Genomic DNA, 26,723 nt, shown 5'->3' with positions numbered 1-26,723 from the left:
GAGCTTAGGGAACGGACTATACAACATCAATTGCAAAGAGCCAGTGCTTTAAACATCATTATCAATGCTATTAGTATTTGGAATACCTTACATCTAACTAAAGCAGTTGAATATCAAAAACAGTCTGGTAGTTTTAATGAAGAATTATTACACCATATGTCGCCTCTAGGTTGGGAACATATTAATCTACTAGGAGAATATCATTTTAATTCGGAGAAAGTGGTCTCGTTAGATTCTTTAAGACCATTAAAACTTTCTTAACGTTGTAAAAATGGGGGAATCGTCAGGAAAATAGGCTTAGCGTTGTAAATCCGCATTTTCCTGACGGGACCCCTAATAAGGTAATCGTAATTGAACTAGAGAAAACGGATGATGGTTGGAAAATTAGTAAATCATAAAAAAACGGTCTAGAATTCTAGACCGTTTTTTTAGTTCCCTCAATCTTCTTCTTCAAAATCACGTAGACTAGCAAGCAATTCTGTAAATGTTGAGCAAACAGGATATATTGCTTTTTCCATGTCCTCTTCTTCATGGTCCCAAAATACGATTGTTGGTAATGCGGAATTATTACGATAGTCAAAGCATAAGAAATTCCCAAAAGGATCATTTGCGAAAGGATATATATTGTCTAATAATTCTTCTTTTATATCTTCATAATTTTTTACAATTGAATACTCATCTTCTATATGGAAGGTCAATAAATCATTGAATACATTTTCATCTTGTCCTGGTACATCAAATATTTTAGGACGTGGGTAACCTCCATCGTATTTCTTCACACATTCAATAAAATCATTAGGTAGTTTAATGTTAAAATATTTTTCTACTTGTTCGATTTCATGATCTGTTACTTTTTCATTACTTACACCAACCCATACAATGTTATGCATTAATAAACCTCCCTATTTTTCTCCGTCTTTCCCCCAGATGTTATACCCACCCGTGTGACCAGTTTGCTTATGTAATTTCGCGTCTACAAGCTGCATTCTTCCTGTGTCCTGATGGTGATGCCATGTATATGTTTTGGGTTTCTGACCATTTTTAAATAATTCAATTTCTTCTGCTGTAAATTTAGCTGCTAGTTTTGGATCTTCTAATATCTGTTCATATAACAGCTTATTACATATTCTATCATGAGTAGGTCTTGATTTTTTAAAGTCAACTTCTTTTAATTTTACTTCAGCAAAAGCATCGAAAATAGGGAATCCATTTAAGTCATATGGTATACCTGAAACTGGATGTTTATTTCCAGCTAACTCACCCATTCTTAAACTAATTGTCTTTGGACCATTTTTACCTTCATAAGTATATGGAGCTGCTTTCTGCAAGTACTGTTTAATACTACCGACTCCCGCATATGAAAGATGATTTCCAGCTTTGAATTCATAATTGTTTAATATATGTAATGCATTTCTATATGTCGGAGAATTAATTACAAGTGATTTTCCTTTAGTAAAACCTGTAATAGCAGCTACCTTCCCAACTTGTCCTGCTTTACTAAGACCCTTATCCCCCAGAAGCCCGAGCCCTAACGTTGCTATACCATAAGCTACATAATGCTCTCTACTTTCCAGATCCCCATTCCAAAATTTATTCATAAACGTATCTGATACGGTGTTCCATGCAGCAGGAATAGTCTCCCTATAGTTTACAATTGCATCTTGCATATTCAGCCAGGTTTCTTTATCACCTAAGGATATCAGTCCTTCCCACGCATCCACTGCACCATCTACAAACCCAGTAGAAATACCAGTCCATGCAGCATTTAAATCTTTTTTATTGAAAAATGACTCTTCTGATTTTGGAGGGAGTTTTCCACACATGGCACCTTCTTGAATATCATGGTCAGCTAAATTTCCACCATACAATTCATCTGCATCTCGGAATTTAACAGCTGCACGTTCTAATTCTACTGCTATTTTATCTAATTCTTGCAAGATGTTAAACATCATTGGCTTTGCTTCATTAAACATCTGATAAAAACGATCACTGCTTGCTCCGCTCCACTGAGAAGCTATATATTCAGTTTGAGAGTATAAATCTTTATGTATATATTCTAATGATGATCTCGTATTTCTTACTGTTTTAGCAGCTTGTTCTAATTGTTCCGGTGTTACCTTAATTTGTGTGCTCATTCCATCCCTTCTTTGCATATATATTATGAAAATTATAACATATCATTCTTTCGTTAATGGTTATCATTTGAAAATATCCGTTCCAAAAGGCGAAAGTATGTCCCATCATAAAAACAGCCCAAATTCCTAATGAGAAATTTGAGCTGTTTCTGTTATAAATATGTTTTATTTTATATTTTTTCATAGACTTATTTCTTTCATTGCTAACAAGGAATCTTAATTATTTCAAAATTTCTAAATGGGGTCTTACCAACAAAACGCGGAAAACATACGCTAAGAGAATTTTGGGAGGAAAAAAGCCGATTTTCCCTACCTAAGGAATCATCGGCCTTTAGTATTATTGAATAAGAGGGCGTAGTGAATATAAACTTGCTACTTTCTTCATATCAAATGTGTATTCGCCAAGAAAATTAATATGTTCCCATCCCAATGGAGAAATATGTTTTAGCAGGTCTTCTCGTAAACTTATATTTGTACACAGCTGCCCTATCTTTTTCAATCCCTAGTCGTACGAGGGAACATCCGCAAGCAGGACAGATTAATGTTTGCATATTTTTCCCTCCTAGAATGATGAATTTTTTTATTCAATACCTCCATGATTTATGGATTTTAACTGTATTTTTGTACTGTTTTTCCGTCTTTAAAGCCTTCAATCGTAGCATCGAATAAATACTCCGGTACCATGGCATATACGGATCGGCTCCTTAGTACAGAAATACCGGGTATTTTTGTAGGTTTTACCACCTTTGCATACTTCGCGTAGTTAGCGGTCAGAGATATAAGAAATCAGGTATAAAAGAGGGAAACCTGTCCTGAGCTGGCCCTGGGTTTCATCTTTCAGACCTGTGGCTCCTTCTGGTATCGTGGTTACTTGCGACTAAATGTCACAGCATGACCCATTGGCAGGTCTAGATTCCTCGTAACGCGTCCCCATTAGGCGACCCAGTTCAAAGGCATCTTCTACAGATAACACTTTTCCCCCTGGATGTTGGTCAAGCCAGTCTTCGGCTGCATTCGGTGAGCTGAAGAAATGGACTTCGTTGCAGAATGCCGTACGAATCGAGGACATATCATCTGGCGTCACGATTGAGACAACGGCAGTGGAAGGTTCCACGCTTACAATGTGGTCCGGTTCCACATTCAACCGTATAGGTTCTCCGGTGCTGTGACAGGGTGACTCGATGTTGACCGAACGACCGATGAGTGCTGGAAATATAAGTGTGTCAAGGGCGCACCAGGCATATAGTTGCTTCCCATCAACCGTAAAGTGGTGAGGGGTAGGGATAAGGGTAAGACCTAAACCAACGACACGGCCTTGTTCGTCGATTTCCACGCTTGGCAGAGACTGGAGAACTTTCTTCACCTCTTCAACAGGTTTTCCGGTCGTTGTCGCCATATCTTCAATGGTGACAGACTCCCCCCCTGCTAGCATTTGTAACAACGGGCGAAACAGCCACTTCATGGATTCTCCTCCCTCTCCCTTGTTCGACTGTTGGTCAAGTCGGGTTACGATTTCCTGAATTTCAGTTTTCATGTCTTTTTCCTCCTTTGTTATTTTTTGTTCCTATTATTATTTTCGATATTACTTTTCATTACCTAAAAACTCCATTTGTTGGACTAATTGACCGATAAAAGCATCCTTTTCATAGCTTGTCTGATTTTTGAAACTTCATGGGCTCTACCCTATGATAAAAATTTTTTCAATTCGTTTCCAAAAGAGAGAGCTTGTTCCAAAGTCATAATTTCCCCTTGCAATTTTGGATGTTCTTCTTTCCACTTGTTTGCATGCTCAACTGAGCTAAAATAGTGAATTTGTTTACATGTTCCTCCGGCCCATGGAGCCTCAGAATCAAACGGCACTGTCCAGATTACTGTTGAATCAGGAGTTGTTTTTGCTAATTTTCCATTTCGGACAGTTACCTCAATCGGTTCACCTGTGTACGCACAACGGGAATGTATATCGACATCAGCAACCAGAGCAGTTGACAGCTCCAATGTCGATATTGCACACCAGGCAAATAAAGTTCGTCCTCCTAAATGAATCTGGTTAGTAGTCGGTATAATCGATAAGCCCAATGCCCCTACTATTTTTTGATCCGCCTCCCGAACGATCATCTGCCGTTGGGCTAATATCTTCACTACTGACTGAACTGTTTTTGTATTAATTCCCGTTTGATTTATTAAAGAACTTTCTGTAACTGCCTGCCCATCACGAATGGAGAAAAAAATTGTCCGAAGAATAGGCACTGATTCTTTAGGCAGCTTAGCTAACAATAGTTCATAAAATTTTTTGAGTTCTGTTTTATTCTTCATTGTTTAAATCCCTCCATTTGATTGAATGCCTCTTTCGGGGAATCAAGGTACGATTCAATGTGTTTACGCAACTTTTGTAGTTCGTTGATTTGTTCGTCTATCTTGGTCAGTTTATCTTTTAACAAATGTTGTAGATGCGGTTCTATCTCCACCGTATTTTTTTCGAAAATCACTATTAAATCTTTCATTTCCTCCAGTGATACGCCTAATGATCGGAGTTGTTTAATACCATTGATACAAAACACATGCTCTTGGTTATAAACGCGGTAATTACCTTCGCTACGCTTTATAGAAGGCAGTATCAATTCCTTTTCTTCATACAGTCGAATGGCTTTTCGACTGACTCCTGTTTGTTGGGCTAGTTGACCAATCGTTAAATCCTCCATTATCTCCCCCCTTTTCGTTAACTGGAAGACCATCACTGAATTAACTAGAGTTTACAACGTTCACCTTAGGGGAAGGTCAAGTGCAATTTTATAATTTAAATACAAAGTTTAATCAGGAGATAGAAGTAACATCATCTTTAAAATGGTGTTATTGCAACATTTCTATAATAAACTCGACATGAAAACCGTTTCCTTGATACTAGCGAGTATTATATGGTAACCCAAGGCTACCTTCGCGAATGGGTTTGCTTGGGGTAATGTAATTTATACATTCAGATTTTAAAGAATCCTCAATTAAAACAACTTATGGAAATCTATCGTCGGGATGTATGCGAACCCAATCTAACAGAGTTATATCAAATTTTAATTCGTCTTGGTTACACTGTTCCAGCTCCATATAATGCTATTTCGGAATCAAAAACAGTTAAGGAACTAGGAGATATTCAAACGCCTGTTTATAGATGACCAGAAGATACTCATTGGACATTATTTCGCCGTACAGGGATTTATGGACTTTGGAATACTGGGGCAATTTCGAGCCATCGAGCAGACGTAAGTGATGCATTTATTCGTAATTATCATCGTGCAAATCGTTGCACCTAGCCACTGACTCAATGGCTGTTAAAAAGGGATTTATTCCTCTGCCACCATTAGTCATTCCTCGATAATTTGTAGAGAAACTCAATCCTTTTTATTAAGTAAGTTTTATAGATTTCAATAGCAAGAAGACTTAACCAAAGTGCACAGATTGTTGACATAATAAACCGTGTAAAACAAATATGCTATATAAATATTTCATTTCCTTAAACAGTTTAAAGTTAATTTGGCAAAGTACGGAAAACCTTATTCATAAAACAGAAAAAAGATTCCTGAGCAATAATCAGGAATCTTTTTTCTAACTTATCCAGCACAGCAAGATAATTTCGAAACATCTTTATCAAAAGTTAGGACAGCCAGCTTCAATCCTTCTGCCATTGTTAGATATGGAGCCATCGTTTCTCTCAGATCTCCAACAGTTAAACCGAATTTCACAGCTAATGTTGCTGCATAAATTACGTCTCCTGCGTTTTCTGCCACTACATGCGCCCCTAACACTTTCAATGTTTTCGCGTCTGCCACTAATTTGAAAACACCTGTTGTTTCCCGATTAACGAGCGCTCTTGGAACAGCATCCAACGGCAATACCGATGTTTTCACTTCATATCCTTTTTCTTTTGCCTGTTGCTCCGTTAAACCAACCGTTGCAATCGATGGAGAAGTAAACGTAACGCCTGGAACCACTTCTAAATTGACCTTTTGATTTAGTCCTCCGATTGCATTACGAGCAGCAAGTCCACCTTCATAAGCAGCTACATAAACAAATTGGGGACCGGGAGTGACATCTCCAGCTGAATAAATTCGGGAATTGGTCGTTTTAAGATAATCATCAATGACAATTTCACCACGGGAACCAACTTCAACGCCTGCTGCATGTAAGTTTAATGATTCTGTATTTGGTTTTCTTCCAGTGGCAATTAGCAATTGTTCTGCTTCAATAATTCGCTTTTTACCATTTATCTCAACATGAACTTTTTTAATGTCTCCATCTTGCTCAACTCGTTCATAGGTTGCACCTGTTACTAAATTAATTCCCTGTTCTGTTAAGGCCTTAGTAATGGCTTCTGAAATTTCAGGATCGTATTCTTTTAATAGACGCTCGCTTCTTTGAATCAAAGTGACTTCTGACCCGAGGTTATGAAATAGTTGTCCTAATTCCATGCCGATATATCCTGAACCAATTACGGTAAGACGATTTGGAACCTTCTTTAATTCCAATAAGCTAGTGCTTGTTAAATAATCTACTTCATCTAATCCGGGAATATTAGGTGCAGTTGAAGAAGCACCTGTAGCTATTAAAAATCTTTTGGCTGTGATTTGATTGCCATTTACTTCAACTGTATTTTCATTTACGAATTTTGCTTCACCTTTTATTAATTCAAAACCATAATCATCAATTAAATTCACATATTTTTCATTTCGCATCTCGGTTACTAAATCATTCTTTTGTTTTACTAATGGCGCTAAATCAACATTTGAAGCCGAAGTGTGTAATCCCACAAATGGATTATTTTTTGCTAGATGATTGATTTCCCCTGCTCTTAATAAGGTCTTAGAAGGAACGCATCCGACATTAACGCAAGTTCCACCCACCGTTCCACGCTCAATCATAGCCACTTTTGCGTTCAAAGCAACGGCTTCAATGGCAGATGAAAAGGCAGCTCCACCAGAACCGATGATGATGTAATCATAATCATAGTTACCTTCATCATTTAAACTTACATCTGTCCTTTTTTCCGATTGCACTTGTATTTCTTCTGCTTCGCCCGGTTGATATTGTGCGTCAGTAATCGCTGTTTTCGCGATATCAATGTCTACATCATACGGTAGTTCAAACAGTGCTTCTCCGCGACGAAAGTCTACTTCAATCCCTTTTGCACCTGCATTTTCAAGAGCAACCGCAATATGTTCTTCACAACCAGTGCAGGTCATTCCTTCAACGTTTAGCCGATATTTTTTCAATAAATTCGTCTTTTGTTCCGATTGAAATTCTTCTGCTTCGCCCGGGTGATAGTTTGCGTCAGCAATCGCATTTTTCGCGTCTTCAACTTTCACGTCATCAGGAAGCTCAAATACAGCTTCTCCACGGCGAAAATCTACTTCAATCGCTTTTGCACCCATGTTTTCAAGAGCGACAGCTACATGCTGTTCACAACCCGAACATGTCATTCCTTGCACGTTCACTCGATATTTTTTCATGGTAAAAATATCCTCCTTTTATTCGACGGGGAGACCCAAGTCTGAAACCTCCGTCTTAATTGCATCTAAATTGGTTTTCGTATCATCAAAAGAAACCGTTACTTCCGCGGTGCTTCCATTAACTTTAATGGCTGTTTTGCCAGCACCTTCAACCTGTGCAATGGCATCTTCCACAACTGATGGCGGGCAGCAATCCATCCCTGCTATAACCATGAATGTCCCCGTCTTCTCAGCTTCAGTAATAGCTTTTACATCCTTCTCTGAATTCATAGCAGTTGTTTTCACTTCACTCTTAGATACTTCAGTTTTTTGGACTTCTTGTTCGTTACTGCATGCACTAACCACTAGCATAAGGGATAGCAACATCATAATCCTGATTATTTGTACTTTCACATAATACACCCCATTTTTTATAGTCAACTTTCAACTGAAAATAAGAAAAGAAACATGGTAAAAACAAGGAACGTTGTAATCCATAAGCCAATGACAGAACTTTTCCTTTTACCCTTTCTTCCATAAACCATATAAAAGGAGTACGCAAGAAGGACAATGGTAACGATGCTGAACAATAACCGATACTTCAACGAGTAGAATGCGATTGCGCCTGCAAACCCAGTGAGTCCAAGGGGAATCAAGATTAGTGGACCCAGGCAACAACCCGCCATAACAAAAGCTGAAAATACAGTGGCTACTTGTGAAACTTTTTCTTTCATGACTTGAACTTCTCCATGCTGCAACAATCATGTGTGGTTGTATCTTTCTTTGTTTCCTCTTTTGTTTCTGGATCAAGTTTTCTCCAGCCCTTGAAAAGAGCGAAAACGAATAACAGACCCATCATGATGAAAATAACATTTTTAAATTCCGTGAAGTATGATCCCAGTGCTGTTCCTGCAATCAACGGAAGTAGTAAAAACAGATGACACGGGCATGTGATGAGTGCGACAAGAAACCAACCTGAACTTTTTATTATGTTTTTCATTTCTGTTTCACCTCTTATTTCTTCATCAGTGTTTCAATAATGGGGCATTCGTAAATATCTTTGTTTTCGGGACATCTTTCTTTAAGATCCATCAGCATTCGTTCAATCCTTTTAAGATCTTCAATTTTACGTTGAATGTCCTCTATCTTCAAAATAGTGAAATCATACATATCACGACACTTCGCTTCATCGCGATCGACAACCCCTAGCAATTTATCAATTTCATTTAAGGTAAATCCTAATTCCTGCATTCGTTTTATGAAATGCAATCGATCGACCGTTTGTTGGGAATACATTCGGTATCCTTTTTCCGTACGTTCAGGCTCTGGAATTAAGCCTAAACGCTCATAATATCGAATGGTCTCCTTGTTAACACCGCACTTGTCAGCCAGTTCTCCGATACGAAATTTCATACGTCTCACCTCACTTACAGCATAAACCACGTACCTTAGTACAGGGTAAATATATAGTTTACTTCATTCATGAGATTTTACTTACCCTTAGAGCCAGATAACGTGCCGCCAAAAACAGCAGCCCCAACCTCAAAGGCTTCCGCAAGAGTCAGCTTGTCCTTCGCCGTTGTTGAATTCTTTTCATTCGCTTTTTGCCAATGTTCCTCAGAACAATAAAATTGAATGGCTGGGCAACAGCTGGTAGAAATGGACGTTGGCTCATTCGATTCGCAAGAAGAATCGCAGCATGCGTTGGTATCGGCAGCATCCGTTGTTCCCAAGCCTACAACCACGGTATCAGGATTGGCAACGGGCATGTTGTTTTTCACATCGATGGTAATCTTTTCACCGCAAAATGCACATTCCGATTCAATAACGGCATCTGTAAACATCGATGGAATGCCAAGGGCATCAATCGCACACATGGAATAAGCTGGCAACATTCCAGCCAATGTAACACGGTGTGGAGTCGGAACTCCTGAAAAAGGATACGCCACGTTCACATCCCCAGAGTTTTGGTCCCAGTGAATTAAATCCAATTCCCTTAAACGTTGAAGAGCAGATTGGACATCAATTTGTTCCTCTGTTGCAGTTAAATCATTGATGTTGACGATTTTTCCCTCAGCCATGAAAAGAAGAATGTCTAAACGGATACTATTTTCTGAAGGAGACAATAAACGGATTTTTCCCTCAAATCCTTCTTCTGGCAAACCAAGTGATTGTAACACCTTGTCCTTTAACGAAGTATTCAAATGATTTTGATTCATGTTGCTGCCTCCTCTATTTGATCTGCAATTATTTACAGGAATTTTTCTTCCTAGTACAGAATAAACCCTGTACCATAGTACAGGGTCAAGTATGATTTATTATTTTATCTTCTAAAACTAAACTATCCCATTAGTTAAGTATAACCTTACCATCTATTCTGAAATTTAACATAGATATCCAATTTTCTTTAAAAGTGTTGTTCCACAATCTGGCCCGATTATTGAACAAAATTAAAAAAGCCATTTAATTCATTAGTTCATGGACAAATCACCATAAACGACCGTTTTTGGTTATGAATAGAGAACTTCTCTAAAAACCTTAAAAACTACTTAAATACATAACCAAAAATATAACCAAAATCAAAAGACCAATATATCTATCTCTACCCCCTTTTTGGTATAGTTAAGGCATTAATAAGGGGGGATTCTTGTTGAAATTTGGATATGCACGTGTCAGTACACAAGATCAGTCATTATCGTTACAACTTGATGCATTGGCTCACTACGGAGTGGACCAGACTTTTGAAGAAAAAGAATCAGGTAAGAAAAAAAACCGACCACAGTTAGATGACCTTCTTAAAGTTTTACGTAAAGGCGACACGGTGGTTGTCTATAAATTAGATCGTATCAGTCGTAGTACCAAACATTTAATTGAGCTTATGGAACATTTTGAAGCAAAGGGAATTCATTTTGTCTCCATTCAAGACAAGATTGACACAACAACTGCTATGGGACGTTTCTTTTTCAGAATGTTGGCCAGCATAGCAGAATTAGAACGTGATATTATCAGTGAACGAACGAAAGATGGATTGACGGCTGCTAGAGCTAGGGGAAGAAACGGAGGAAGACCGAAAGTTGATTTAAAGAAAATAGAACTTGCTATAAAAATGTATGAAAGCAAAGATTACTCTTTATCTCAAATTAAGACGGCAACAGGGATTGGAGCAACAACCTTATACCGTTATCTAGATAAGAAAAAGATATCTGGCAAGGAGTTGTAGCATGAGAGGGAAAGAATTACTAACAGAAGATCAAAGAACGGAATTTGTACGAATTCCAGCTGATATGAGCGAAAGTGAACTAGAAACTTATTATACTTTTTCACAATATGACCTTGAAATTATTAAACGACACAGAAGAGATCATAATCGATTAGGCTTTGCTGTTCAATTATGTGTTCTACGCTATCCTGGATGGTCCCTTTCAGATGTTGGACCTATTCCAGATTACATAATCGAATACATAGCTAGCCAAATAGATGTTAATCCTAATTCATTTTCTTTATATGCCCAACGAGAGCCAACTAAACATGAGCATATGGAAGAAATCCGTCAAGTTTATGGTTATCAAAATTTTTCCTTAGGGAACTATCGCAAGGCAGCTCAGTTTCTTTTGAATCATGCCCTTCAAAATGGAAATTCAATGTATCTTCTTCGTACAGCACAAGAAGAACTACGTAATCAGAAAATTATTCTCCCTGGCATGACTACTATAGAAAGGCTTGTTTGGGAAACTCGTCAACGAGCAGAGGAAAGGATTTTTAAATCATTAACTTGTACTCTTTCCAAATGGCAAAAACAAAAGTTAGATAAACTTATAGATCCATTTGTAGACAATAGAAAAACCCCTTTAGCATGGCTGAGGGAGCTTCCCGGCCAATCTTCACCTGAAGCCTTTTTAAAAGTCATAAAGCGCTTAGAATATATTCGAGAATTAAAATTAGAAATAAATACAGAACAAATCCATCCCAATCGGTTACTTCAATTATCTCGTATTGGAGCACGGTATGAACCACACTCATTTCGAAGATTTAAAGAAATGAAGAAATATGCAATTCTTGTTGCCTATCTAGTAACACTAAGCCAAGATCTAATTGACCAAGCAATTGAAATTCATGATAGACAAATGATGATTTTACAATCAAAGGGTCGTAAAACACAAGAGGAAATGCAAAAAGAAAATGGAAAAGCAGTGAATGAAAAAGTCGTGCATTTTGCAGATATTGGTGCTGCACTTATTCAAGCACGAAATGAAGGGCTTGATCCATTTAATGCTATTGAAATGATTATGCCGTGGGATAAAATTGTTTCTTCCGTTGAAGAAGCCCAAAAATTAGCCCGACCGATGGATTACGATTATCTAGATTTGTTAGAAAATCGGTTTTCTTATCTAAGAAAATATACTCCTACTTTTCTTAAATCTCTTGAATTTCGTTCTACACAAGGTACAGAGCCATTATTGCAAGCCCTAAAAACGCTAAATGAATCTGGTAAAAGAAAAATTCCAAATGATGCCCCGGTAGATTTTATTCCTAAACGTTGGAAGAAGCATGTTTATGGTGATGATGGAATAATTAACCGGCACTATTATGAGATGGCTGCACTAACAGAGTTGAAAAATCATATTCGTTCAGGCGACATATCCGTAGTCGGTAGTAGACTTCATAAAGATTTTGAAGAGTATCTTGTTCCTAAAAAAGATTGGACAACAACTCGTCTTACGGAAACTAAACTAGCCGTTCGTTCATCGGCAGATGAATATATTGAGGAAAGAAGAAAGTCACTAGCTCAACGCCTTACATGGGTTTCAAATAATCTTGATTCTCTAGAAGGAGTAAATATCGAAAAGGCTAAGATCCGAGTGGACCGTTTGGAGAAGAATACACCCGAAGAAGCGAGAGCTTTTAGCCTGTCTTTATATAATATGTTGCCAAGAATAAAGCTCACTGATCTTTTAATGGAGGTAGCACACTGGACAGGATTTGATGAAATGTTGATACATGCCTCAACCAATCGCCCACCAAAGGGAGAGGAAAAAGTAGTTCTCATGGCTGCTCTCATGGCGATGGGAACTAACATAGGTCTTACTAAAATGGCAGAAGCGACACCAGGAGTTACCTATCATCAAATGGCTAATGCAGCGCAATGGCGTTTATTCGATGATGCTATAAGTCGTGCACAAGCGACATTAGTAAATTTTCAACATAAGCTTAAACTAGCTTCCTATTGGGGAGATGGAAGTACCTCTTCCTCTGATGGAATGCGCGTACAGGTTGGTGTTTCATCGTTACATGCCGATGCCAATCCACACTACGGGTCTGGAAAAGGGGCAACCATTTATCGATTTACTAGTGATCAATTTTCAAGCTTTTATACGAAAGTCATTAATACCAATGCTCGTGATGCTGTACACGTTATCGATGGATTACTTCATCATGAGACAGATTTAAATATTGAAGAGCATTTTACAGATACAGCTGGCTACGCCGACTCAGTATTTGGATTGAGTCATTTACTAGGATTTCGCTTTGCACCAAGGCTACGTGATTTAGCTGACTCTAAGCTATTCACCATCCAAATGCCTAATGAATTCCCAAAACTAGAAAATATACTCCGTGGTCGTATTAATACTAAAATTATTCAAGAGAATTTTGATGACGTATTGCGCGTAGCTCATTCTATTCGAGAAGGAAAAGTGTCTGGTTCACTTATTATGGGGAAATTAGGGTCATATGCGAGACAAAATAAACTTGCAACTACTTTGCGAGAAATGGGGAGAATCGAAAAGACCATTTTTATTTTGGATTACATATCTAACGAAACACTACGCCGTCGAATTCAGCGAGGACTAAATAAAGGGGAAGCCATGAATGGGTTAGCAAGAGCCTTATTCTTTGGAAAACGAGGTGAGTTACGAGAACGAGGAATACAAGACCAACTACAACGTGCAAGTGCTTTAAATATTCTAATAAATGCTATTAGCGTATGGAATACCGTTTATCTTACAGAAGCAACAAAATTATTGAAGGAAAAGGGGAATTTGAGAGAAGATTTACTTAAACATGTTTCTCCGTTAGGATGGGAACACATTAATTTTCTTGGTGAATACAACTTTGATGCAAGTAAAGTAGCAAGTCTACATTCACTACGCCCTCTTATTCAATAATACTAAAAGCCGATGATTCCTTAGCGTAGGAAAAATCGGCTTTCTTTATGTCGAAATTTGCTTAGCGTATGTTTTCCGCGTTTTGTTGGTAGGACCCCTAAATAAAAATAACGGCATAAACCCCTTAAATAACCGATTTTTCCTAACTAGCACTATATTAAAATTGTTAGTAAAATATTCCATTTATCTAATAATTTGTTATAATCGTATTTAATAAGAATTATTGTTAGTATTTTACAAATTTATGATGTATTCTCCTATCCAAAAAATAAAACATAATGCTACAAAGCCAACAAGATTTATCATTACTTCCTTTTTTGTAGGTCTGTCTCTAAATATAAAAGCGGATAAAAACAATAAAAACGCCATTCCATACAACCACCAAACTGTACGAGATATGCTAAACAACCCTATAGACAGTGCAACTACAATAATTACGTAAATACGTTCATTTTTTGAAGTAATCTTACCAAACATATTGACTCCTACCTCCTATTTTTAGAAAATAATTACTTTTCAGAGAATGACTGTATAATATATTGTATTAAATTTCTTATACAAATGAAAGGGGATTATTATGAAAAAAACATTATTAGCAGGAAGTTCATTGGTTTTATTACTAAGCTCAGGGTTTGCATTTAGTTCAACAACGCAAGCAGCAGAGAACAAGGAAGGAAATTCACCTGCAGTTTCTTACAACCAGGATGTATCAAAAGAAAATAGAGCAATTGATATTAGTTCATTACCTCAACAAGATTTAGACTCTTTATTCCTAAATGGACAAGCTCCCTTTAATCCAATAACACCTAAAGATTCGGATCAAATTCAATATGTTCACCCCACAGCTGGTACATTCAACTGGAAATATGTAACGACAACTTATGGAAACAATGTATTTTATAATGCCTCATATCGTTTTATGGTTAACGCAGCTATAGCAGGTTTAGGTGCTGGGGTTATAGCGAAAATCGGAAATACGTTTGCTTCTGGTGTAGCTGGGTATGTAATAGGTGGACTATCTCTTCCTAAAAGTAAAAACTATTGGTGGACTGTACAAAAATGGCAGGATCAAGATGCATACAATGTTTATATTAAATACAACATTAAAGTTTATTCTGATTCTGGACGTACAAAATTAGTTGATTCTTATACCGAGCAATTTGCACAAAGATATAGATAAAACCATTGCCGTAAAATATATTAAAGACTAACTATTAAATGGGTTTGCTTGTTTTCAAAATAAGCAAACCCTTCCCTATAAAACTACTTTTATTTTTTATATCACTTAAATTAGGAATCACAGTATAAACCACTTAATTTAGTCCCTCATATTTCCAAACGTTGACCAAAAAATGAAAATATGGTATGTTTACTTTAGATTAGTTATATATTGAATGCATATTCAGTATATATAAAGTATAGTACTTAACTGAATTGCATAAACTAAAAAAGACGAGATGCTGTCAACATCCCGTCTCATAACTGCTACTGTCAAGGTGGCTGTTATTATGCATTATCTTTTTCTTTTAGACCCACGCTTGTACTTTGGTCGGTGAAGCGCGGGTTTTTTGTTGTCTTTTTTTTCGAATTGCTTTTTCAGTGCGTATGCTGAAACCTCACGCACAACTGCTCTTGCAATTTCTTTTAAAAGTTCGAACAAAAATTCCATGTTATATCACCCCCTTTCCTTCCAAATGGAAAGAAGGGATAATAACAAGCCCACCTTCACACGATATACAGTTATACTTCTATTTTACCATACTTCAACAATCTAAAATAGAAAATCTGTCCAATTTTAGTCTGTATATAATCTTTTAGTTAAGGAGTTTTATAAGAATTTAGTTTACTATAATCTGAATATGTATACTGTATTTCTTGGATTTTTCATAATTGACCTTAGTTTCATATGCTATTTTTTGAGAATATAATTTCAAATAAAACGCCCTTGTAATTATCCACTTTATTTTCCTTTATTTTCTAACTTATATATATTAACCCTTTTCTTGAAATTACAGTGATTTTTTTAGGAATGCACCCGAAAAGTGACCTCTCAAAATCGTCTGTAATCGTTTTTTGTGTTTAGGGTAATGTAATTGCACTCGGAAGAGAGAAAGTTTCTTAAAAATGAAAATAGAACCCTTTTAATGTTTTTTCATTTTTCAGGGATCTATTCTCTCTGGGATTTCTATTCTTCTATGTCTTCTTTTACTTCTGCAGATAAAATGTCTTCAGCAAACTTCTTGTAGCCATTATACCCTTTCTTTGCAGCCTTTTTCTTTATTGCTTCTACTACCTTTTCATCAAGATAGAGACTTAAATGCTGCTTTTTCTCTTTCGATTCTTCTTTTGATCTGTTTTCAATTCTTTCTTTGAAAATTTCCAAATCCTTTTTTAAGTACAATCGTTCAGTTGATTTCCCTTTAGCAATCTCTTTAAAGGGCAATATCCCATCTTTAGCTGCATTATGAACGTAAGTCTTAGACTTACTTAGAAATTCAGCTGCTTCTTTTAATGTTAAAGAGTCTTTGTATAATTCCTCTAACTTTTCTACATCTCCTTGCTCAAAGCGATATCCGCCATCTGCTTTCCAAGTGGCCATATTGATAGGTTCGATGTGTTTATACTTAATTAAATAGCCTAATTGATTTTTTGTTAAACCTACCCTATCGCATACCTCTTCTAAAGATAAATAGTCCATTTCTCACCTCATCCGAAACTTTCATTCTAGCTGTTGTTTAAATTTTCTTAGTTGATACTTTGTTAAACCGGTTTCTTTTACTACATCTGTGATTGAGTACTCTTTATACTGAAGATACTTAAAAGGATTTTCCATATAACGTTCCCGTACCTTATTAAATGTACTCTTTTTCGATAAAGAATTCAATTGCTCTCCTTTCTCTCGGATGGAATCGAAAATGGGACAACCTTTACAATGTTTGTAGTTTCTCTGTTTTGCCTGTTCTTGCTCATCTGTACAATTCACTGATAGGTTGTTCAGAGGGCAAATTGAACAATGGGTATCTTCTAAGTTATGGATTTCTTGTAAAATTTTCAGACGAAGACTAGTCAAAAAAATCTCCTCCTACCGCATTTGGATTGAAATGTACAAAAAAATCAATTAAACATTTCCATTATACATTACCTAAATAGAAACGTTAAATAATAAGCCAAAAATATATATTTAAACATTTCATTTTATACCACAATAAATTATGTATTTATTGTGGTATAATTAGAATTATAAAATTTTATATAAAAATATTTGTTTAATATTTAATTCTATAAAAGGTTGTGTTTAAATTTGAATATTATAAATTACGAACATAATAACCAAATTGTAAAATCAAAATCAGATTTTTTTGATAGCAGTCATTTTGAAAAAATTATGGGTTTGGGTATCCGTAATATTGACTACTCCCAATTAAGTGAAGAATCATTAGTTTATTTATTTTTACACGATGAGCCTTCTTTAACGAAAAAAAGAAGTGAGCGAACAAAACAACAGTATCTGCACGATCTTTCTCATTTTCTTCGCTACATAAAAGAAGCAATCGGAACCATCCAGGAGTTATCCCATAATGACGTGGAAATCTACTTCTATGAATTAAGTAAGAAATATGCTGCCACTACATTACGTAAAAAGAAAACAGTAGTTCAGCAGTTTTTAAAATATGTGTATGATAATAACGGACTCTCAGACAACTTTAGTAGTCGCCTTAAAAAAGTATCCGTAAAAAAAGAAGAGCTAGTCAATCGTGACCTTTATCCAGAAGAAGTTACCCAGATATTAGATGAACTGAAAAAATCCAACTATTTTGTTTACACTGCATTTTTCCTGTTAACTACAACAGGACTACGAATCGAAGAAATCGCAACTGCTAAATGGGCAGATTTGGTCTTTCATTCATCTTTAAATGCCTATCTACTTCGTGTAGTTGGTAAAGGGAATAAAAGTAGGGAAGTTCGTATCTTTGAAGATACATTGGATGCTTTATGCCATGTTCGAAGTTTACGTAAACAAACAACAAAACTAGATGCATCGAATACCTCCGCTTTTCTCCCTAAAGCTGATGGATCAAATTATAGAGCAGACTATCTATCTTCTCTTGTGGCAAAAAAAATTGAAGAAACAAATTTAACTTTTCTGCGCTATCGACAGGATAGAATTACTCCTCACACTTGTAGGCACTTCATGGCTAATTACTTAATGGAAAAGGGTATTGAATTAAAAAAAATCAGGGACTATTTAGGACATGAGTCTATTATGACGACGGAACGTTATTTAAGAGAACGTACAAGACGTCAAAACTTGGCCACAATAGATATTGGAAATTCATTATTTTAGTAAGTATATATAATAGGAAGATTCTCGATTCGATGTGTCGATTTTAGGAGTTAAAATTTCAATTCAATTCGGTTCTCGTTTTCAGTTTGTGAATTCTTCACATACATTTCACGAATTTCAAAATCGATATTTAGGAAATATCCCTAAAAACAACAAATGCGATTGCCTCTACTGAGACAATCGCATTCGAATTATTTAAGGCTCAACCCATTCCACTTCCAGGATCAGCCATTCTAGCTAATAATTGTTCTGAATCTTTTTTCACTAATTTGTTTGGTTGCTCTTTACTACCAGCAGCGGTGTAAACAATTCCTGCCGCTAAAACGATACTTGTTAATATAAATAATATTTTCTTCATATAGCACCACCTTCGTACATTATACCATTTCCATTAAATTCTACCACTATTTTTTTAGGGAATCTACAATAGAAGCGATTCCCAGCGCACTCTAGTAGCATAATTGACTTTTCAATTAAAGAAATATCATTCTTTGCTATCCCTAAATAGCAATATTGCATCGGTGTGAGCATACCATTTTTCTTTTCTATATCATTCAGGATTTCAACTGCTTTCTTGTGATTCCCTCTAATAATTTCTAAAAAAGATTTTTCTGCAGAATGATATATATCAATATTCTCCAATTCTTGCTTATTCACTAACTTAATAAAAGCATAGGTGTTAAGAATTGATTGCTTTCTTTGTTTTTCCCTTTCAAAATTACATGGTCCTAACTGCTTTAGTGCCTTCTTCATATACCAAGATGCACTATCATAACAATCAAAGGTATATGATTCTGCTATATAAGCAAGTGCTGATGCTCTTAAAAGGTGGAAACAATTTTTAGGATCATCTATCGCTAAAATTTCCTTACATAATTTCCTAGACATTTTAAGGTTATCTTGTACTAAATAGGCATAAGCTAATCCTTCTTTAATCCTACCTAAATAAGATGACTTAATAAAACTATCGGTAATTGCATTAATATCTGGAAGCAACATCTCGGCATACTCGAACAGAGAATTGTATTTTTCTAAATCATACATAGTGTAGTAAGTTAATATACCACATAAGACCTTCATCTCGATTGTCTTAATTATCTTACTCCCCTTATGGTCTTCAAGCCTGGATAACAATTCCTGCTTTTTAATCGTCCCGTTACTTCTAAGTAATACCATTTCATATACATAAGCCCACTCTCTATTCATTGCGAGTGAAGATTTTCTCTCTCGATCTACTAATAACTTGAGAAGTGATAAGTCACCTTTTGCATTCGCATATTCCATGGCAATCCTCAAGTTTTTCTTACTTGTTGTGACAGAACAGAAAGTGTGTAACATCTTTCTCTGTTTATGAAAATCACTCGGATATAATATATTCAGTAACTTGATTAAATTCCAAAATCCAAATTGGTTTTTTCCAGTTAAATTTTTAGAAAGAGTTCCAGGAGAAATACCAACTATTTTTGCAATATCTTCTTGATTTTTTCTTTGGAAATCAATTTCATCAATAATTCTATCCAAGAATTTCTTCAATGTTTGTTCCAAAGTTTTATCTTCTTTCTTAAGCATTTCGTTCATATTATTTCCCCTTCTAAATCTAAAAAAGAATGCTGCAATATCTCTTATTATATTATTCCAACCTAATGTTAGTATATGGTATTTTACCATAAGCATATCAAAAAATGTGTTATTTGTAGTTGTTATAATAGTATAACTGCATATGCAATTATGCATAAGTGTATCAAATGGCAAACTAAAAGGAGTCGAAGATGTTCGACTCCTTTTTTTACTTATTTTTTAATTTCAGCAAACTTATAGTTAAATTCTCCACCAAAGTCGTTTGTTATAATTCCGTTAATAGAAGAACGCTGTAAGTATGATCTGCCTGATTGATAAAATGGTGCGACCGCTCCATCTTCTAATAATATTTTTTCTGCTTGTTTCATTGCCTCCCAACGAGCAGTTTCATTACCAGCTAAATCTGTTTTCACTTGATGAATTAGTTCATCATATGCCTGATTTGAATACTTATCAAAGTTATAGCTACTATCTGTCGCGAATATATCTAAAAATGTGATTGGATCAGGAATATCGGGAGCCCATACATCAACACCTAAATCATAATTACTATTTAGTAGCAATTGAATTTGTTGTTTGCGCGGCTGCGGCTTCACATTGACCGTTAATCCCTCTAAATTCTTTTCTAATTCACCTTTTAAGTACTCCGCATTCTTTTTAGCAAACACATTATCACTTGTAAGCAATTCTAATGTTACCTGTTCTTTCCCAAGTTCTTGCTTTGCTTTCTTCCAGTTTTCCTTCGCTGCTTTCACATCATCTTTTACTAATTTTCCATTTTCCTTTCGGAAGTCTTTTCCGTCCGAACTTGTAGCAAAATCGACTGGTATAAAACCGTCTGCAGGAAGAGAACCATTATTCAAAACTGTATCTACAAAGGCTTTCTTATTCATTGCTTGACTGATTGCCAAACGAACATTTTTATTTTTTAATACTTCATTCTTTTGATTCATACGTAGGAATTGCACTGTAACTTCAGAACGTTCCTTGAAGTCGGGATTCTTTCTATATTTATCTACAAACTCACCTGTTAGTCCTACACGGTCAAGCTGACCTGATTCATATAGATTTATTTCTGTTGATTTATCTTTCACAATATCAAAGTTAATCTCATCTAATTTCACTGTTTTAGAATCCCAATAGTTAGGATTCTTTTTCAACTGAAAACCTTGTTCATGCTTCCAATTATCCAATGTAAACGCTCCGTTATAAACCAATTTGCTTGCTTCTAAGCCATACTGCTTTGCTTGTGATTCAAAATACTTTTCGTTAATGGGTAAAAACGTTGCGAACGTTGTCAATTCGATAAAATAAGGGACAGGCTTCTCTAATTGCACCTCTAATGTTTTATCATCTATTGCTTTTACCCCTAACTGATCTACAGGTAGCTCTTTACTATTAATTCTCTTTGCATTCTTTATATCAAAGAATAGAAATGCATATTCTGCTGCTGTATCAGGATTCACAGCACGTTTCCAAGAAAACGCGAAGTCAGCAGCTGTTACAGGCGTTCCGTTTGACCATTTCGATTCTCTCAAATGAAACGTGTACGTTTTTTTATCCTCACTTACGTCATAAGATTGTGCCACTCCAGGAATCAATTTATTATCTTCTCCTAGTGTGTACAGACCTTCAAAAACATTACGCATTACATTCATTGATTCACTATCAGTTGCCTTTGTTACATCCATTGTTGGGATCTCCGCTATATACGGTAAATTAATGGATTGTTTTGTTTCATTCTTGTCAGTTGCCTTTGCTGTATTTTTAGTCTCTTTCTCTCCACTACAAGCAGTTAATAGAAAACTAGTACATAAAACAGAAGCAACAACCGATGTAACCTTTTTAAACATCTTACTTTCTTCCTCTCTACATGTATGGTTTATATAATTAAATTATCCGTATATGGAATTTTACAGAATATCAGAAGAGAGTTTTCCATTCTCTAAACTTATTTCAGCATCTATTCTCATATATGTTGCATCTAATTAATAAACCACTTATCACTTTAATATTAAAAACGTAGCACTCTAAAGATTGTTGTGTCAATCACTAATTAATAATTTAAACGTGGTATGTGAAATTATGTTGGTAAAATAGACAGAATTATTCTCAACAAATACGAATACCCAAGTTATATTTAAAAACTACACATTAACTAGTATATTTAAATACCTGAATGTATTTCTTATTCATTGTTACTTGTTGGTATTTTCTTTAATTTAGGTGTTTCAGACCAAATTATCTTATGTGCCATGAATACTACGAAGGAAAAATAAACTACATATCCAATAGAAAAAATCATGAAATTAAAAACCGTTCCTCCAATATCATCTGGGAAAGTATTCAAAAGAAATCTAAAAGGAACATTATTAGGGTTAAGTATTACAGGAAAGAAATATAGCCAAAAACCTATTGTAACGATTACTTTTAACAACAAACCAACTTTATTCATCTTAATTCCCCATCCTTTCTCGCCTCTTTTTATTTAATAAAATATTTAGTTCCCTCTAATTTACCTACTAAATTCAGCCTTTCTCTTTGAATAAGGGAAAGGCTAGCAACTCGACCGCCCTCAAAATATACAATTACTTATTTAAGTTTACCATTTTTATCCCCTTATCATCTACTAACATAGAGGAATACAGTAGGAAAGAACTAGTAAAACTAAATGAAGATGTATTGTGTTATTTTCTCCACGGCACTCATCCTTAAAATTCCCAACAGGATTTCTTTTTGTCTGATGCATAGATTATATTCCTATGTTACCTTTAAAATAAATATATATTTCTCTATGGTTTTTTTGATTGGAGATTACCTCCCAACAAAGTAACTTCTGGTAACAATTTTGCACCCGTCATATAATGTAAATATTAATCTCTAAAACTAAGATATGTGAAATTACAAACTCAAATGGAGGATTCTTATGGATATATCCTTGAAAATAAGCAAGTCTCAAGATCCGCATAATACAGCTGTTAAAAACATTTCTTCCGTATTTAAAAAAGGATGGCTTACAAGTTATGATTACAAAAAACAAAAACCCACTCACTATCAAAGTCAACGAGCACCGGGGAATCTTTTCACAGCACAGACTATAAAACCGATTCTATATCTAACAAAATTGACTCACGCTGCTTTATATGAGGATCATAACCTAGTATCCTCTTTTCTAAAAAAAGAGGATACAGCCTGGAAAGAAGTTTTAAAACACAATGAAAACGGTGGTTTATGCATTTATGCAAGTGTTTTACTTTACTGTTTATTATTAGAATCAAATGAAATATCCAGAAATAAATTATCCTTTATGCAAGGCTATTATCACCATGAATTCCACGATCAACATATACTTAAAAATATGTATCAAAACGGTGCATTCGGACTTCATTCTTATATTCTCTATGAAGGGTACGTAGTTGACACTACAATCCATCAAATTGCCTTTAATTATTATCCTGGTGAACACAAAGAATTTAATTTTATCGGTGAAATCACCGGTGGTATTAACCTATATGGATTTAAAGAAACAAATAAAACTGTACATAAATATGCGAAAAAGTTTGCTAGAGATGCCGATATGACTATTGAAACTTGGATTAACTATCACCAATCAATAATGAATGAATACATTTCAAATCAAATTTCACTTCTAAATGATAAAAAGGACTCATGATTCATTCAAAGAGTCCTTTTCTTTCCCGATTTCTTTTATTCTTATTTTTCATTATGTACCATGTACCTCCTTTATTATATAAGCAGCTCTCCTATAATAAGAATCTAGTGAATTATATGCGGTACTTTAAATTTTTTTCAACTCTTAATAGTATCTCTTTTTTATCTACCACTAACGGTAGTGAAAACACAGCTGTATTTTCTAAATCTTCTCTTCTATATCTTATTAGCGATTGAATCATTTTTTCACATTACGTTTCATACTGTTAAAATCGACTTATATCATATAGAAGCAGATAAGACCAATTCAACTTAGGTATAGCAATCAAACATTCGCTACGGCTCACCTCTTCCATATACACATCATATGTGTTTTCTCGTACCTTAAAAGTATGTCTCTTCATGCGAAATTCTCCTTTTCAGTTATAATATCTTTCAAGTTAAAGATTGGACACCATTTTCCCAGGATACAATTCCTCCATTGCTTCGACAGTAAATATCCATTCTCCCCTTTGCTTCCCTTCGGGTTTATAATATTTCGCTTTCCCGTCTTTAATTAATCTATTTAACATATCACTATTTTTCAATCTATTTAATTTCATATGTAAGCTGTCAAGTGAAACTCCCAAACGATCACACGCTTCTCTTGGTGTCATAATTTCATCTAAAGTAAATAACATTCTCTCATCTCCTATTTCTGTTATTTATAAGTAACTCTACTTCTTATTTTATGTTATTTACAACTAACATTCCAGTTTTTTACATATAATTTTACAAAGTTTTTACAAGGGATATGCTATAACATGGCGAAAACAAAAAATATAATCATATCGTTTTACTTCTATTTATAAAGGAGATGGAGAAATGTATTTTTCAAGCGAAGAACACGAACGGAATTACATTAAATTATTAGATGCTAAAAAAATTGAACCTGGTGATGATCCTGAATACGAGGCAGCTTTCTACATAACTGCACATCCTGAAATTCACAATTGTTTTGATTGGAATTTATTTAAGACAGAATACTCCCCATTAGGTGCATTGATTTCTCCTGAAGAGGATATAAAAGGAGTAAATCCTGGCGCGCTTACTGGAACAACACTACCACTTGTTAAAGCTGGACAATCATTATTTAACGGATATAAAGTAAATTTATCGGATTTACCTTTATATAATGAAGAACTTTTCCAAGTGTTTTTTCAGGCATGTAAAATAAGATGGCGTGTAACTTTATAAAAAATTCTATTTAATAAAAACTTAGATCGAGTTTTTTCTATTTTTGTTGCATACGATACAACAGCTTATTTAAAAACCTGTTGTATCCATTAATCAGTTGTGCAATTTCTTGTTTTGAAATAAACTTTTCTAATTTATTTCAAATACCCTTTATAAAAGAACGTAGGTTCGTGTATAATAAAAAAACGAACCTACGTTCTTATTATATTTAAGGGGGAATCAGGGTGTATGACTATTCAATCCTACCAAATAGAATCATCTTATGTGTTGATTTACGAAGTTTTTACGCTTCAGTAAGCTGCATCAAAATGGGATTAAATCCTATGCATACCAAATTGGCTGTAGTAGGTGATGTGAATAGAAATGGTTCAATCGTTCTAGCTGCAACACCCCCATTAAAAGCGTTGGGTGTAAAGAAGATGGCAAGGCTCTACGAGATTCCTCGTCGCAAAGATATTCTAGTTGTAAATCCAATTATGGGGACTTATATTAAATGCTCCAACTACATAACAAAGTTAGCTTTGCAATACGTTCCTTATGAGGATTTTCACCAATATAGCATAGATGAATTTCTGATGGACGTTACTGACAGCATTCATTTATTCGCTAACGATCCCTATGAATTTGCTATGAAATTCAAACGTGAAATATATGAACATACACGCATTGAATGTACCATCGGAATAGCTCCGAACCCTTTAATGAGCAAGGTTGCTTTAGATATTGAAGCAAAGAAGAACAAAGAAGGAATCGCTCATTGGAAGTATGAAGATGTCCCAACTAAATTATGGAGCATACGGCCACTTAATAAGTTTTGGGGTATTTCGTACAAAACAGAAGAAAAGTTGAATCGAAAAGGGATATACTCAATTGGAGATTTAGCAAATTATCCACTTAAATATTTAAAGCAGAGTTTTGGCAAGATTGGTGAGGAATTGCACTTACATAGTAACGGCATTGACTTCAGCCGTATTTCAGAGAAATATGTCCCTGCTACAACTTCAATTGGAAAAAGCCAAATTCTAATGCGTGACTATACAATAGAAGAGTTTCCGATTGTCCTACTGGAACACATTGAAGAAGTCTGTTATCGCCTTAGAAGACAAAACAAACTTGCTCAAACCGTTCATTTTTCTGTTGGTTATAGCAAGAGTTATAACGGTGGTATTAGAAAAACACATACTTTAAGTCGTCCGACTAACTTAACAATGGATATTTATAAGATTTGTACATACTTTTTACATGAACAATATACTGGAGAACCTATCCGCAGCATAAGCATCTCTTTAACGAATCTAATTCAAGAAGGGGAGGAACAAATTTCTCTTTTCGATAATGTCACGCAACGAGAAAAAGAAGTAAAACTAACAAAAGTAATGGATGAAATACGCACAAGGTTTGGGAAGAACAGTATTTTGCGGGGGATTTCCTACACGCATAGCGCCACAGCTAGATACAGAAACACACTAATAGGGGGCCACAAATCGTGAACAATGCTAATATGCCAAAAGGAAGAAAAATGGTCAAATGGACTCCATTCGCAGCGATGCCAGAGCAATTCGCTGGTATCCGTGAAATTATTAAAGAAAAGACGAAGGTAGAACGACCTACATTAACTCAGGATGAACAAGAACGAATTGAGAACATGCTCTTATGTTCATTAGTATCAGAAGAGGAAATAATGATTACATATTATGAGGATGGTTATTTGCTCTCTAGTTATATGACCGTTGTTGATATTGACCCGTCAAATAGCGCTGTTGTATGTACAGATGCTTTTTATAACAAGATGAAATTGCAATTCGCTAATATAGTAGATGTAAAATAGAATAAAATGCTATACTCACGTTTGGATCATTATTATGAAAATACGTTAGTTTTTCAGAGTGAATTTTAGGTTTTTGTTATACTTAAATTTATATATAACAAAAATAAGATTTGTTGTGTTAAAATGAAATGGATATGAAAAATTGCTGATATATGTATTTAGTGTAAAAGTAGTGTTAGTAAAGTATTGGTGGTTCAAGTCAAAGAAAAAAGACATGAATTTCTTAAATATATATAACCATTATTAAACATTAAAATATAAAGCTTGTATCGACGATTACCTGGTAATTTT

General features: G+C 35.1%; 33 protein-coding genes and 3 pseudogenes. 11 read left to right on the top strand and 25 right to left on the bottom strand.

Features of this window, described 5'->3' with window-relative positions:
• Both BAQ44_RS16290 and BAQ44_RS30390 read left to right on the top strand, forming a co-directional pair.
• Window positions 1-261: Tn3 family transposase (locus tag BAQ44_RS16290; RefSeq protein ID WP_131801863.1), on the top strand; the 261-nt coding region annotated here is incomplete at its 5' end.
• 71 nt (window positions 262-332) lie between these two features.
• Window positions 333-398 (top strand): annotated as a pseudogene (locus tag BAQ44_RS30390) (DUF4878 domain-containing protein); the annotation flags it as partial.
• A 39-nt stretch (window positions 399-437) separates the two neighbouring features.
• Here the strand turns inward: BAQ44_RS30390 and BAQ44_RS16285 are convergent.
• From BAQ44_RS16285 to merR2, 7 genes and pseudogenes are all read right to left on the bottom strand, one after another.
• Window positions 438-890 (bottom strand): SMI1/KNR4 family protein, encoded by a 453-nt coding sequence (locus BAQ44_RS16285; protein WP_000551585.1) that lies wholly within the window; start codon window positions 888-890, stop codon window positions 438-440.
• A gap of 12 nt (window positions 891-902) precedes the next feature.
• Window positions 903-2,135, bottom strand: a complete 1,233-nt coding sequence (locus BAQ44_RS16280) for a WXG100 family type VII secretion target (protein ID WP_000107156.1) — start codon at window positions 2,133-2,135, stop codon at window positions 903-905.
• Between the two features lie 337 nt (window positions 2,136-2,472).
• A pseudogene (locus BAQ44_RS30385) lies at window positions 2,473-2,598 on the bottom strand (hypothetical protein); the annotation flags it as partial.
• Window positions 2,546-2,686: a hypothetical protein gene (locus tag BAQ44_RS31100; RefSeq protein ID WP_162493026.1), complete on the bottom strand. Its 141-nt coding sequence runs from the start codon at window positions 2,684-2,686 to the stop codon at window positions 2,546-2,548. The gene BAQ44_RS31100 and the pseudogene BAQ44_RS30385, both read right to left, overlap by 53 nt.
• Window positions 2,687-3,012: 326 nt before the next feature.
• A complete protein-coding gene (locus tag BAQ44_RS16270) occupies window positions 3,013-3,669 on the bottom strand; it encodes an organomercurial lyase MerB1 (protein WP_000845541.1) in 657 nt (218 codons plus the stop codon).
• Between the two features lie 149 nt (window positions 3,670-3,818).
• Window positions 3,819-4,448 (bottom strand): organomercurial lyase MerB2, encoded by a 630-nt coding sequence (merB2, locus tag BAQ44_RS16265; protein ID WP_000792368.1) that lies wholly within the window; start codon window positions 4,446-4,448, stop codon window positions 3,819-3,821.
• The gene (merR2, locus tag BAQ44_RS16260; RefSeq protein WP_000389892.1) at window positions 4,445-4,834 is read right to left on the bottom strand and encodes a mercury resistance transcriptional regulator MerR2; all 390 of its coding nucleotides are present in this window, start codon (window positions 4,832-4,834) and stop codon (window positions 4,445-4,447) included. Before merR2 ends, merB2 begins: the two co-directional genes overlap by 4 nt.
• Before the next feature lie 306 nt (window positions 4,835-5,140).
• On the opposite strand from merR2, the gene BAQ44_RS30875 reads away from it, so the two are divergent.
• A complete protein-coding gene (locus BAQ44_RS30875) occupies window positions 5,141-5,299 on the top strand; it encodes a hypothetical protein (RefSeq protein ID WP_002020010.1) in 159 nt (52 codons plus the stop codon).
• Between the two features lie 435 nt (window positions 5,300-5,734).
• Here BAQ44_RS30875 and merA read toward each other — a convergent pair whose 3' ends face one another.
• The 8 genes and pseudogenes from merA to BAQ44_RS16230 form a co-directional block, all read right to left on the bottom strand.
• Window positions 5,735-7,393, bottom strand: coding sequence for a mercury(II) reductase (gene merA, locus BAQ44_RS16255; protein ID WP_033665599.1), 1,659 nt, complete (start codon window positions 7,391-7,393; stop codon window positions 5,735-5,737).
• A gap of 57 nt (window positions 7,394-7,450) precedes the next feature.
• Window positions 7,451-7,630, bottom strand: a pseudogene (locus BAQ44_RS31930) (heavy-metal-associated domain-containing protein); the annotation flags it as partial.
• An 18-nt stretch (window positions 7,631-7,648) separates the two neighbouring features.
• The gene (gene merP, locus BAQ44_RS16250) at window positions 7,649-7,981 is read right to left on the bottom strand and encodes a mercury resistance system substrate-binding protein MerP (RefSeq protein WP_233774816.1); all 333 of its coding nucleotides are present in this window, start codon (window positions 7,979-7,981) and stop codon (window positions 7,649-7,651) included.
• Complete coding sequence (locus BAQ44_RS31095; protein WP_169833829.1) at window positions 7,968-8,114, bottom strand: hypothetical protein; 147 nt, start codon at window positions 8,112-8,114, stop codon at window positions 7,968-7,970. The genes merP and BAQ44_RS31095 overlap by 14 nt, the downstream gene beginning before the upstream one ends.
• Window positions 8,047-8,295, bottom strand: a complete 249-nt coding sequence (gene merT, locus BAQ44_RS31815) for a mercuric transport protein MerT (protein WP_367891491.1) — start codon at window positions 8,293-8,295, stop codon at window positions 8,047-8,049. Before merT ends, BAQ44_RS31095 begins: the two co-directional genes overlap by 68 nt.
• 44 nt (window positions 8,296-8,339) lie before the next feature.
• Window positions 8,340-8,627, bottom strand: coding sequence for a mercury resistance MerE (gene merE, locus BAQ44_RS16240; RefSeq protein ID WP_254912385.1), 288 nt, complete (start codon window positions 8,625-8,627; stop codon window positions 8,340-8,342).
• Window positions 8,624-9,022 carry a mercury resistance transcriptional regulator MerR1 gene (gene merR1, locus BAQ44_RS16235; protein ID WP_000672080.1) on the bottom strand — a complete coding sequence of 133 codons (399 nt, stop codon included), beginning with the start codon at window positions 9,020-9,022 and terminating at the stop codon, window positions 8,624-8,626. Before merR1 ends, merE begins: the two co-directional genes overlap by 4 nt.
• A gap of 77 nt (window positions 9,023-9,099) precedes the next feature.
• Window positions 9,100-9,828, bottom strand: a complete 729-nt coding sequence (locus tag BAQ44_RS16230; RefSeq protein WP_001073002.1) for an organomercurial lyase MerB3 — start codon at window positions 9,826-9,828, stop codon at window positions 9,100-9,102.
• Window positions 9,829-10,259: 431 nt separating this feature from the next.
• Between BAQ44_RS16230 and BAQ44_RS16225 the strand changes: the two genes are divergently transcribed.
• Complete coding sequence (locus BAQ44_RS16225) at window positions 10,260-10,829, top strand: recombinase family protein (protein WP_000668443.1); 570 nt, start codon at window positions 10,260-10,262, stop codon at window positions 10,827-10,829.
• A 1-nt stretch (window position 10,830) separates the two neighbouring features.
• Window positions 10,831-13,773, top strand: a complete 2,943-nt coding sequence (locus BAQ44_RS16220; protein ID WP_071722397.1) for a Tn3 family transposase — start codon at window positions 10,831-10,833, stop codon at window positions 13,771-13,773.
• A gap of 234 nt (window positions 13,774-14,007) precedes the next feature.
• On the opposite strand, the gene BAQ44_RS16215 is transcribed toward BAQ44_RS16220, so the two are convergent.
• Window positions 14,008-14,250: a hypothetical protein gene (locus BAQ44_RS16215; RefSeq protein WP_000467112.1), complete on the bottom strand. Its 243-nt coding sequence runs from the start codon at window positions 14,248-14,250 to the stop codon at window positions 14,008-14,010.
• Between the two features lie 100 nt (window positions 14,251-14,350).
• Between BAQ44_RS16215 and BAQ44_RS16210 the strand changes: the two genes are divergently transcribed.
• Window positions 14,351-14,953: a hypothetical protein gene (locus BAQ44_RS16210; protein ID WP_000751948.1), complete on the top strand. Its 603-nt coding sequence runs from the start codon at window positions 14,351-14,353 to the stop codon at window positions 14,951-14,953.
• Between the two features lie 333 nt (window positions 14,954-15,286).
• On the opposite strand, the gene BAQ44_RS31090 is transcribed toward BAQ44_RS16210, so the two are convergent.
• The 3 genes from BAQ44_RS31090 to BAQ44_RS16200 form a co-directional block, all read right to left on the bottom strand.
• Window positions 15,287-15,442: a hypothetical protein gene (locus tag BAQ44_RS31090; RefSeq protein WP_000394773.1), complete on the bottom strand. Its 156-nt coding sequence runs from the start codon at window positions 15,440-15,442 to the stop codon at window positions 15,287-15,289.
• A gap of 516 nt (window positions 15,443-15,958) precedes the next feature.
• Window positions 15,959-16,471 carry a helix-turn-helix domain-containing protein gene (locus tag BAQ44_RS16205; RefSeq protein ID WP_000385108.1) on the bottom strand — a complete coding sequence of 171 codons (513 nt, stop codon included), beginning with the start codon at window positions 16,469-16,471 and terminating at the stop codon, window positions 15,959-15,961.
• Window positions 16,472-16,492: 21 nt separating this feature from the next.
• Window positions 16,493-16,843 (bottom strand): zinc-finger domain-containing protein, encoded by a 351-nt coding sequence (locus tag BAQ44_RS16200; RefSeq protein WP_000202840.1) that lies wholly within the window; start codon window positions 16,841-16,843, stop codon window positions 16,493-16,495.
• A gap of 231 nt (window positions 16,844-17,074) precedes the next feature.
• On the opposite strand from BAQ44_RS16200, the gene BAQ44_RS16195 reads away from it, so the two are divergent.
• Entirely contained in the window at window positions 17,075-18,118 is a 1,044-nt protein-coding gene (locus tag BAQ44_RS16195) for a tyrosine-type recombinase/integrase (protein ID WP_001021532.1), read from the top strand.
• Between the two features lie 202 nt (window positions 18,119-18,320).
• On the opposite strand, the gene BAQ44_RS31085 is transcribed toward BAQ44_RS16195, so the two are convergent.
• From BAQ44_RS31085 to BAQ44_RS16180, 4 genes are all read right to left on the bottom strand, one after another.
• A complete protein-coding gene (locus tag BAQ44_RS31085; protein ID WP_000721800.1) occupies window positions 18,321-18,476 on the bottom strand; it encodes a hypothetical protein in 156 nt (51 codons plus the stop codon).
• Entirely contained in the window at window positions 18,473-19,696 is a 1,224-nt protein-coding gene (locus BAQ44_RS16190; protein ID WP_001004561.1) for an AimR family lysis-lysogeny pheromone receptor, read from the bottom strand. The genes BAQ44_RS31085 and BAQ44_RS16190 overlap by 4 nt, the downstream gene beginning before the upstream one ends.
• 212 nt (window positions 19,697-19,908) lie before the next feature.
• Window positions 19,909-21,549, bottom strand: a complete 1,641-nt coding sequence (locus BAQ44_RS16185; RefSeq protein ID WP_000475303.1) for a peptide ABC transporter substrate-binding protein — start codon at window positions 21,547-21,549, stop codon at window positions 19,909-19,911.
• Between the two features lie 335 nt (window positions 21,550-21,884).
• Complete coding sequence (locus BAQ44_RS16180) at window positions 21,885-22,151, bottom strand: hypothetical protein (RefSeq protein ID WP_001045035.1); 267 nt, start codon at window positions 22,149-22,151, stop codon at window positions 21,885-21,887.
• A gap of 471 nt (window positions 22,152-22,622) precedes the next feature.
• On the opposite strand from BAQ44_RS16180, the gene BAQ44_RS16175 reads away from it, so the two are divergent.
• Window positions 22,623-23,369 (top strand): hypothetical protein, encoded by a 747-nt coding sequence (locus BAQ44_RS16175; RefSeq protein ID WP_000355316.1) that lies wholly within the window; start codon window positions 22,623-22,625, stop codon window positions 23,367-23,369.
• Window positions 23,370-23,634: 265 nt separating this feature from the next.
• Here the strand turns inward: BAQ44_RS16175 and BAQ44_RS31925 are convergent, their stop codons facing one another.
• Both BAQ44_RS31925 and BAQ44_RS16170 read right to left on the bottom strand, forming a co-directional pair.
• Window positions 23,635-23,772: a YueH family protein gene (locus BAQ44_RS31925; protein ID WP_154698455.1), complete on the bottom strand. Its 138-nt coding sequence runs from the start codon at window positions 23,770-23,772 to the stop codon at window positions 23,635-23,637.
• A gap of 36 nt (window positions 23,773-23,808) precedes the next feature.
• Entirely contained in the window at window positions 23,809-24,048 is a 240-nt protein-coding gene (locus BAQ44_RS16170) for a helix-turn-helix domain-containing protein (protein WP_000899536.1), read from the bottom strand.
• A gap of 184 nt (window positions 24,049-24,232) precedes the next feature.
• Here BAQ44_RS16170 and BAQ44_RS16165 point away from each other — a divergent pair, with 184 nt between their 5' ends.
• From BAQ44_RS16165 to BAQ44_RS16155, 3 genes are all read left to right on the top strand, one after another.
• On the top strand, window positions 24,233-24,604 hold the full coding sequence (locus BAQ44_RS16165) for a DUF2538 family protein (protein WP_000273950.1): 372 nt from the start codon (window positions 24,233-24,235) through the stop codon (window positions 24,602-24,604).
• A 224-nt stretch (window positions 24,605-24,828) separates the two neighbouring features.
• Window positions 24,829-26,094, top strand: coding sequence for a Y-family DNA polymerase (locus BAQ44_RS16160; protein ID WP_000272590.1), 1,266 nt, complete (start codon window positions 24,829-24,831; stop codon window positions 26,092-26,094).
• Window positions 26,091-26,432 carry a YolD-like family protein gene (locus BAQ44_RS16155; RefSeq protein WP_001057823.1) on the top strand — a complete coding sequence of 114 codons (342 nt, stop codon included), beginning with the start codon at window positions 26,091-26,093 and terminating at the stop codon, window positions 26,430-26,432. Before BAQ44_RS16160 ends, BAQ44_RS16155 begins: the two co-directional genes overlap by 4 nt.
• Window positions 26,433-26,723: the final 291 nt, after the last annotated feature.

Source organism: Bacillus mobilis (assembly GCF_001884045.1).
GTDB lineage: Bacteria > Bacillota > Bacilli > Bacillales > Bacillaceae_G > Bacillus_A > Bacillus_A mobilis.
Note: the sequence above shows the minus strand (reverse complement) of the source record. Positions and strands in the feature narration are given on the sequence as shown.

What these genes read in the sequence shown, in the direction of transcription:
- BAQ44_RS16285 (WP_000551585.1), bottom strand. Translation starts at nt 890, where the DNA reads ATGCATAACATTGTATGGGTTGGTGTAAGTAATGAAAAAGTAACAGAT.
- BAQ44_RS16280 (WP_000107156.1), bottom strand. Translation starts at nt 2,135, where the DNA reads ATGAGCACACAAATTAAGGTAACACCGGAACAATTAGAACAAGCTGCT.
- BAQ44_RS31100 (WP_162493026.1), bottom strand. Translation starts at nt 2,686, where the DNA reads ATGCAAACATTAATCTGTCCTGCTTGCGGATGTTCCCTCGTACGACTA.
- BAQ44_RS16270 (WP_000845541.1), bottom strand. Translation starts at nt 3,669, where the DNA reads ATGAAAACTGAAATTCAGGAAATCGTAACCCGACTTGACCAACAGTCG.
- merB2 (WP_000792368.1), bottom strand. Translation starts at nt 4,448, where the DNA reads ATGAAGAATAAAACAGAACTCAAAAAATTTTATGAACTATTGTTAGCT.
- merR2 (WP_000389892.1), bottom strand. Translation starts at nt 4,834, where the DNA reads ATGGAGGATTTAACGATTGGTCAACTAGCCCAACAAACAGGAGTCAGT.
- BAQ44_RS30875 (WP_002020010.1), top strand. Translation starts at nt 5,141, where the DNA reads ATGGAAATCTATCGTCGGGATGTATGCGAACCCAATCTAACAGAGTTA.
- merP (WP_233774816.1), bottom strand. Translation starts at nt 7,981, where the DNA reads ATGCTAGTGGTTAGTGCATGCAGTAACGAACAAGAAGTCCAAAAAACT.
- merT (WP_367891491.1), bottom strand. Translation starts at nt 8,295, where the DNA reads ATGGCGGGTTGTTGCCTGGGTCCACTAATCTTGATTCCCCTTGGACTC.
- merR1 (WP_000672080.1), bottom strand. Translation starts at nt 9,022, where the DNA reads ATGAAATTTCGTATCGGAGAACTGGCTGACAAGTGCGGTGTTAACAAG.
- BAQ44_RS16230 (WP_001073002.1), bottom strand. Translation starts at nt 9,828, where the DNA reads ATGAATCAAAATCATTTGAATACTTCGTTAAAGGACAAGGTGTTACAA.
- BAQ44_RS16220 (WP_071722397.1), top strand. Translation starts at nt 10,831, where the DNA reads ATGAGAGGGAAAGAATTACTAACAGAAGATCAAAGAACGGAATTTGTA.
- BAQ44_RS16215 (WP_000467112.1), bottom strand. Translation starts at nt 14,250, where the DNA reads ATGTTTGGTAAGATTACTTCAAAAAATGAACGTATTTACGTAATTATT.
- BAQ44_RS16210 (WP_000751948.1), top strand. Translation starts at nt 14,351, where the DNA reads ATGAAAAAAACATTATTAGCAGGAAGTTCATTGGTTTTATTACTAAGC.
- BAQ44_RS31090 (WP_000394773.1), bottom strand. Translation starts at nt 15,442, where the DNA reads ATGGAATTTTTGTTCGAACTTTTAAAAGAAATTGCAAGAGCAGTTGTG.
- BAQ44_RS16205 (WP_000385108.1), bottom strand. Translation starts at nt 16,471, where the DNA reads ATGGACTATTTATCTTTAGAAGAGGTATGCGATAGGGTAGGTTTAACA.
- BAQ44_RS31085 (WP_000721800.1), bottom strand. Translation starts at nt 18,476, where the DNA reads ATGAAGAAAATATTATTTATATTAACAAGTATCGTTTTAGCGGCAGGA.
- BAQ44_RS16190 (WP_001004561.1), bottom strand. Translation starts at nt 19,696, where the DNA reads ATGAACGAAATGCTTAAGAAAGAAGATAAAACTTTGGAACAAACATTG.
- BAQ44_RS16185 (WP_000475303.1), bottom strand. Translation starts at nt 21,549, where the DNA reads ATGTTTAAAAAGGTTACATCGGTTGTTGCTTCTGTTTTATGTACTAGT.
- BAQ44_RS16180 (WP_001045035.1), bottom strand. Translation starts at nt 22,151, where the DNA reads ATGAATAAAGTTGGTTTGTTGTTAAAAGTAATCGTTACAATAGGTTTT.
- BAQ44_RS16175 (WP_000355316.1), top strand. Translation starts at nt 22,623, where the DNA reads ATGGATATATCCTTGAAAATAAGCAAGTCTCAAGATCCGCATAATACA.
- BAQ44_RS31925 (WP_154698455.1), bottom strand. Translation starts at nt 23,772, where the DNA reads ATGAAGAGACATACTTTTAAGGTACGAGAAAACACATATGATGTGTAT.
- BAQ44_RS16170 (WP_000899536.1), bottom strand. Translation starts at nt 24,048, where the DNA reads ATGTTATTTACTTTAGATGAAATTATGACACCAAGAGAAGCGTGTGAT.
- BAQ44_RS16165 (WP_000273950.1), top strand. Translation starts at nt 24,233, where the DNA reads ATGTATTTTTCAAGCGAAGAACACGAACGGAATTACATTAAATTATTA.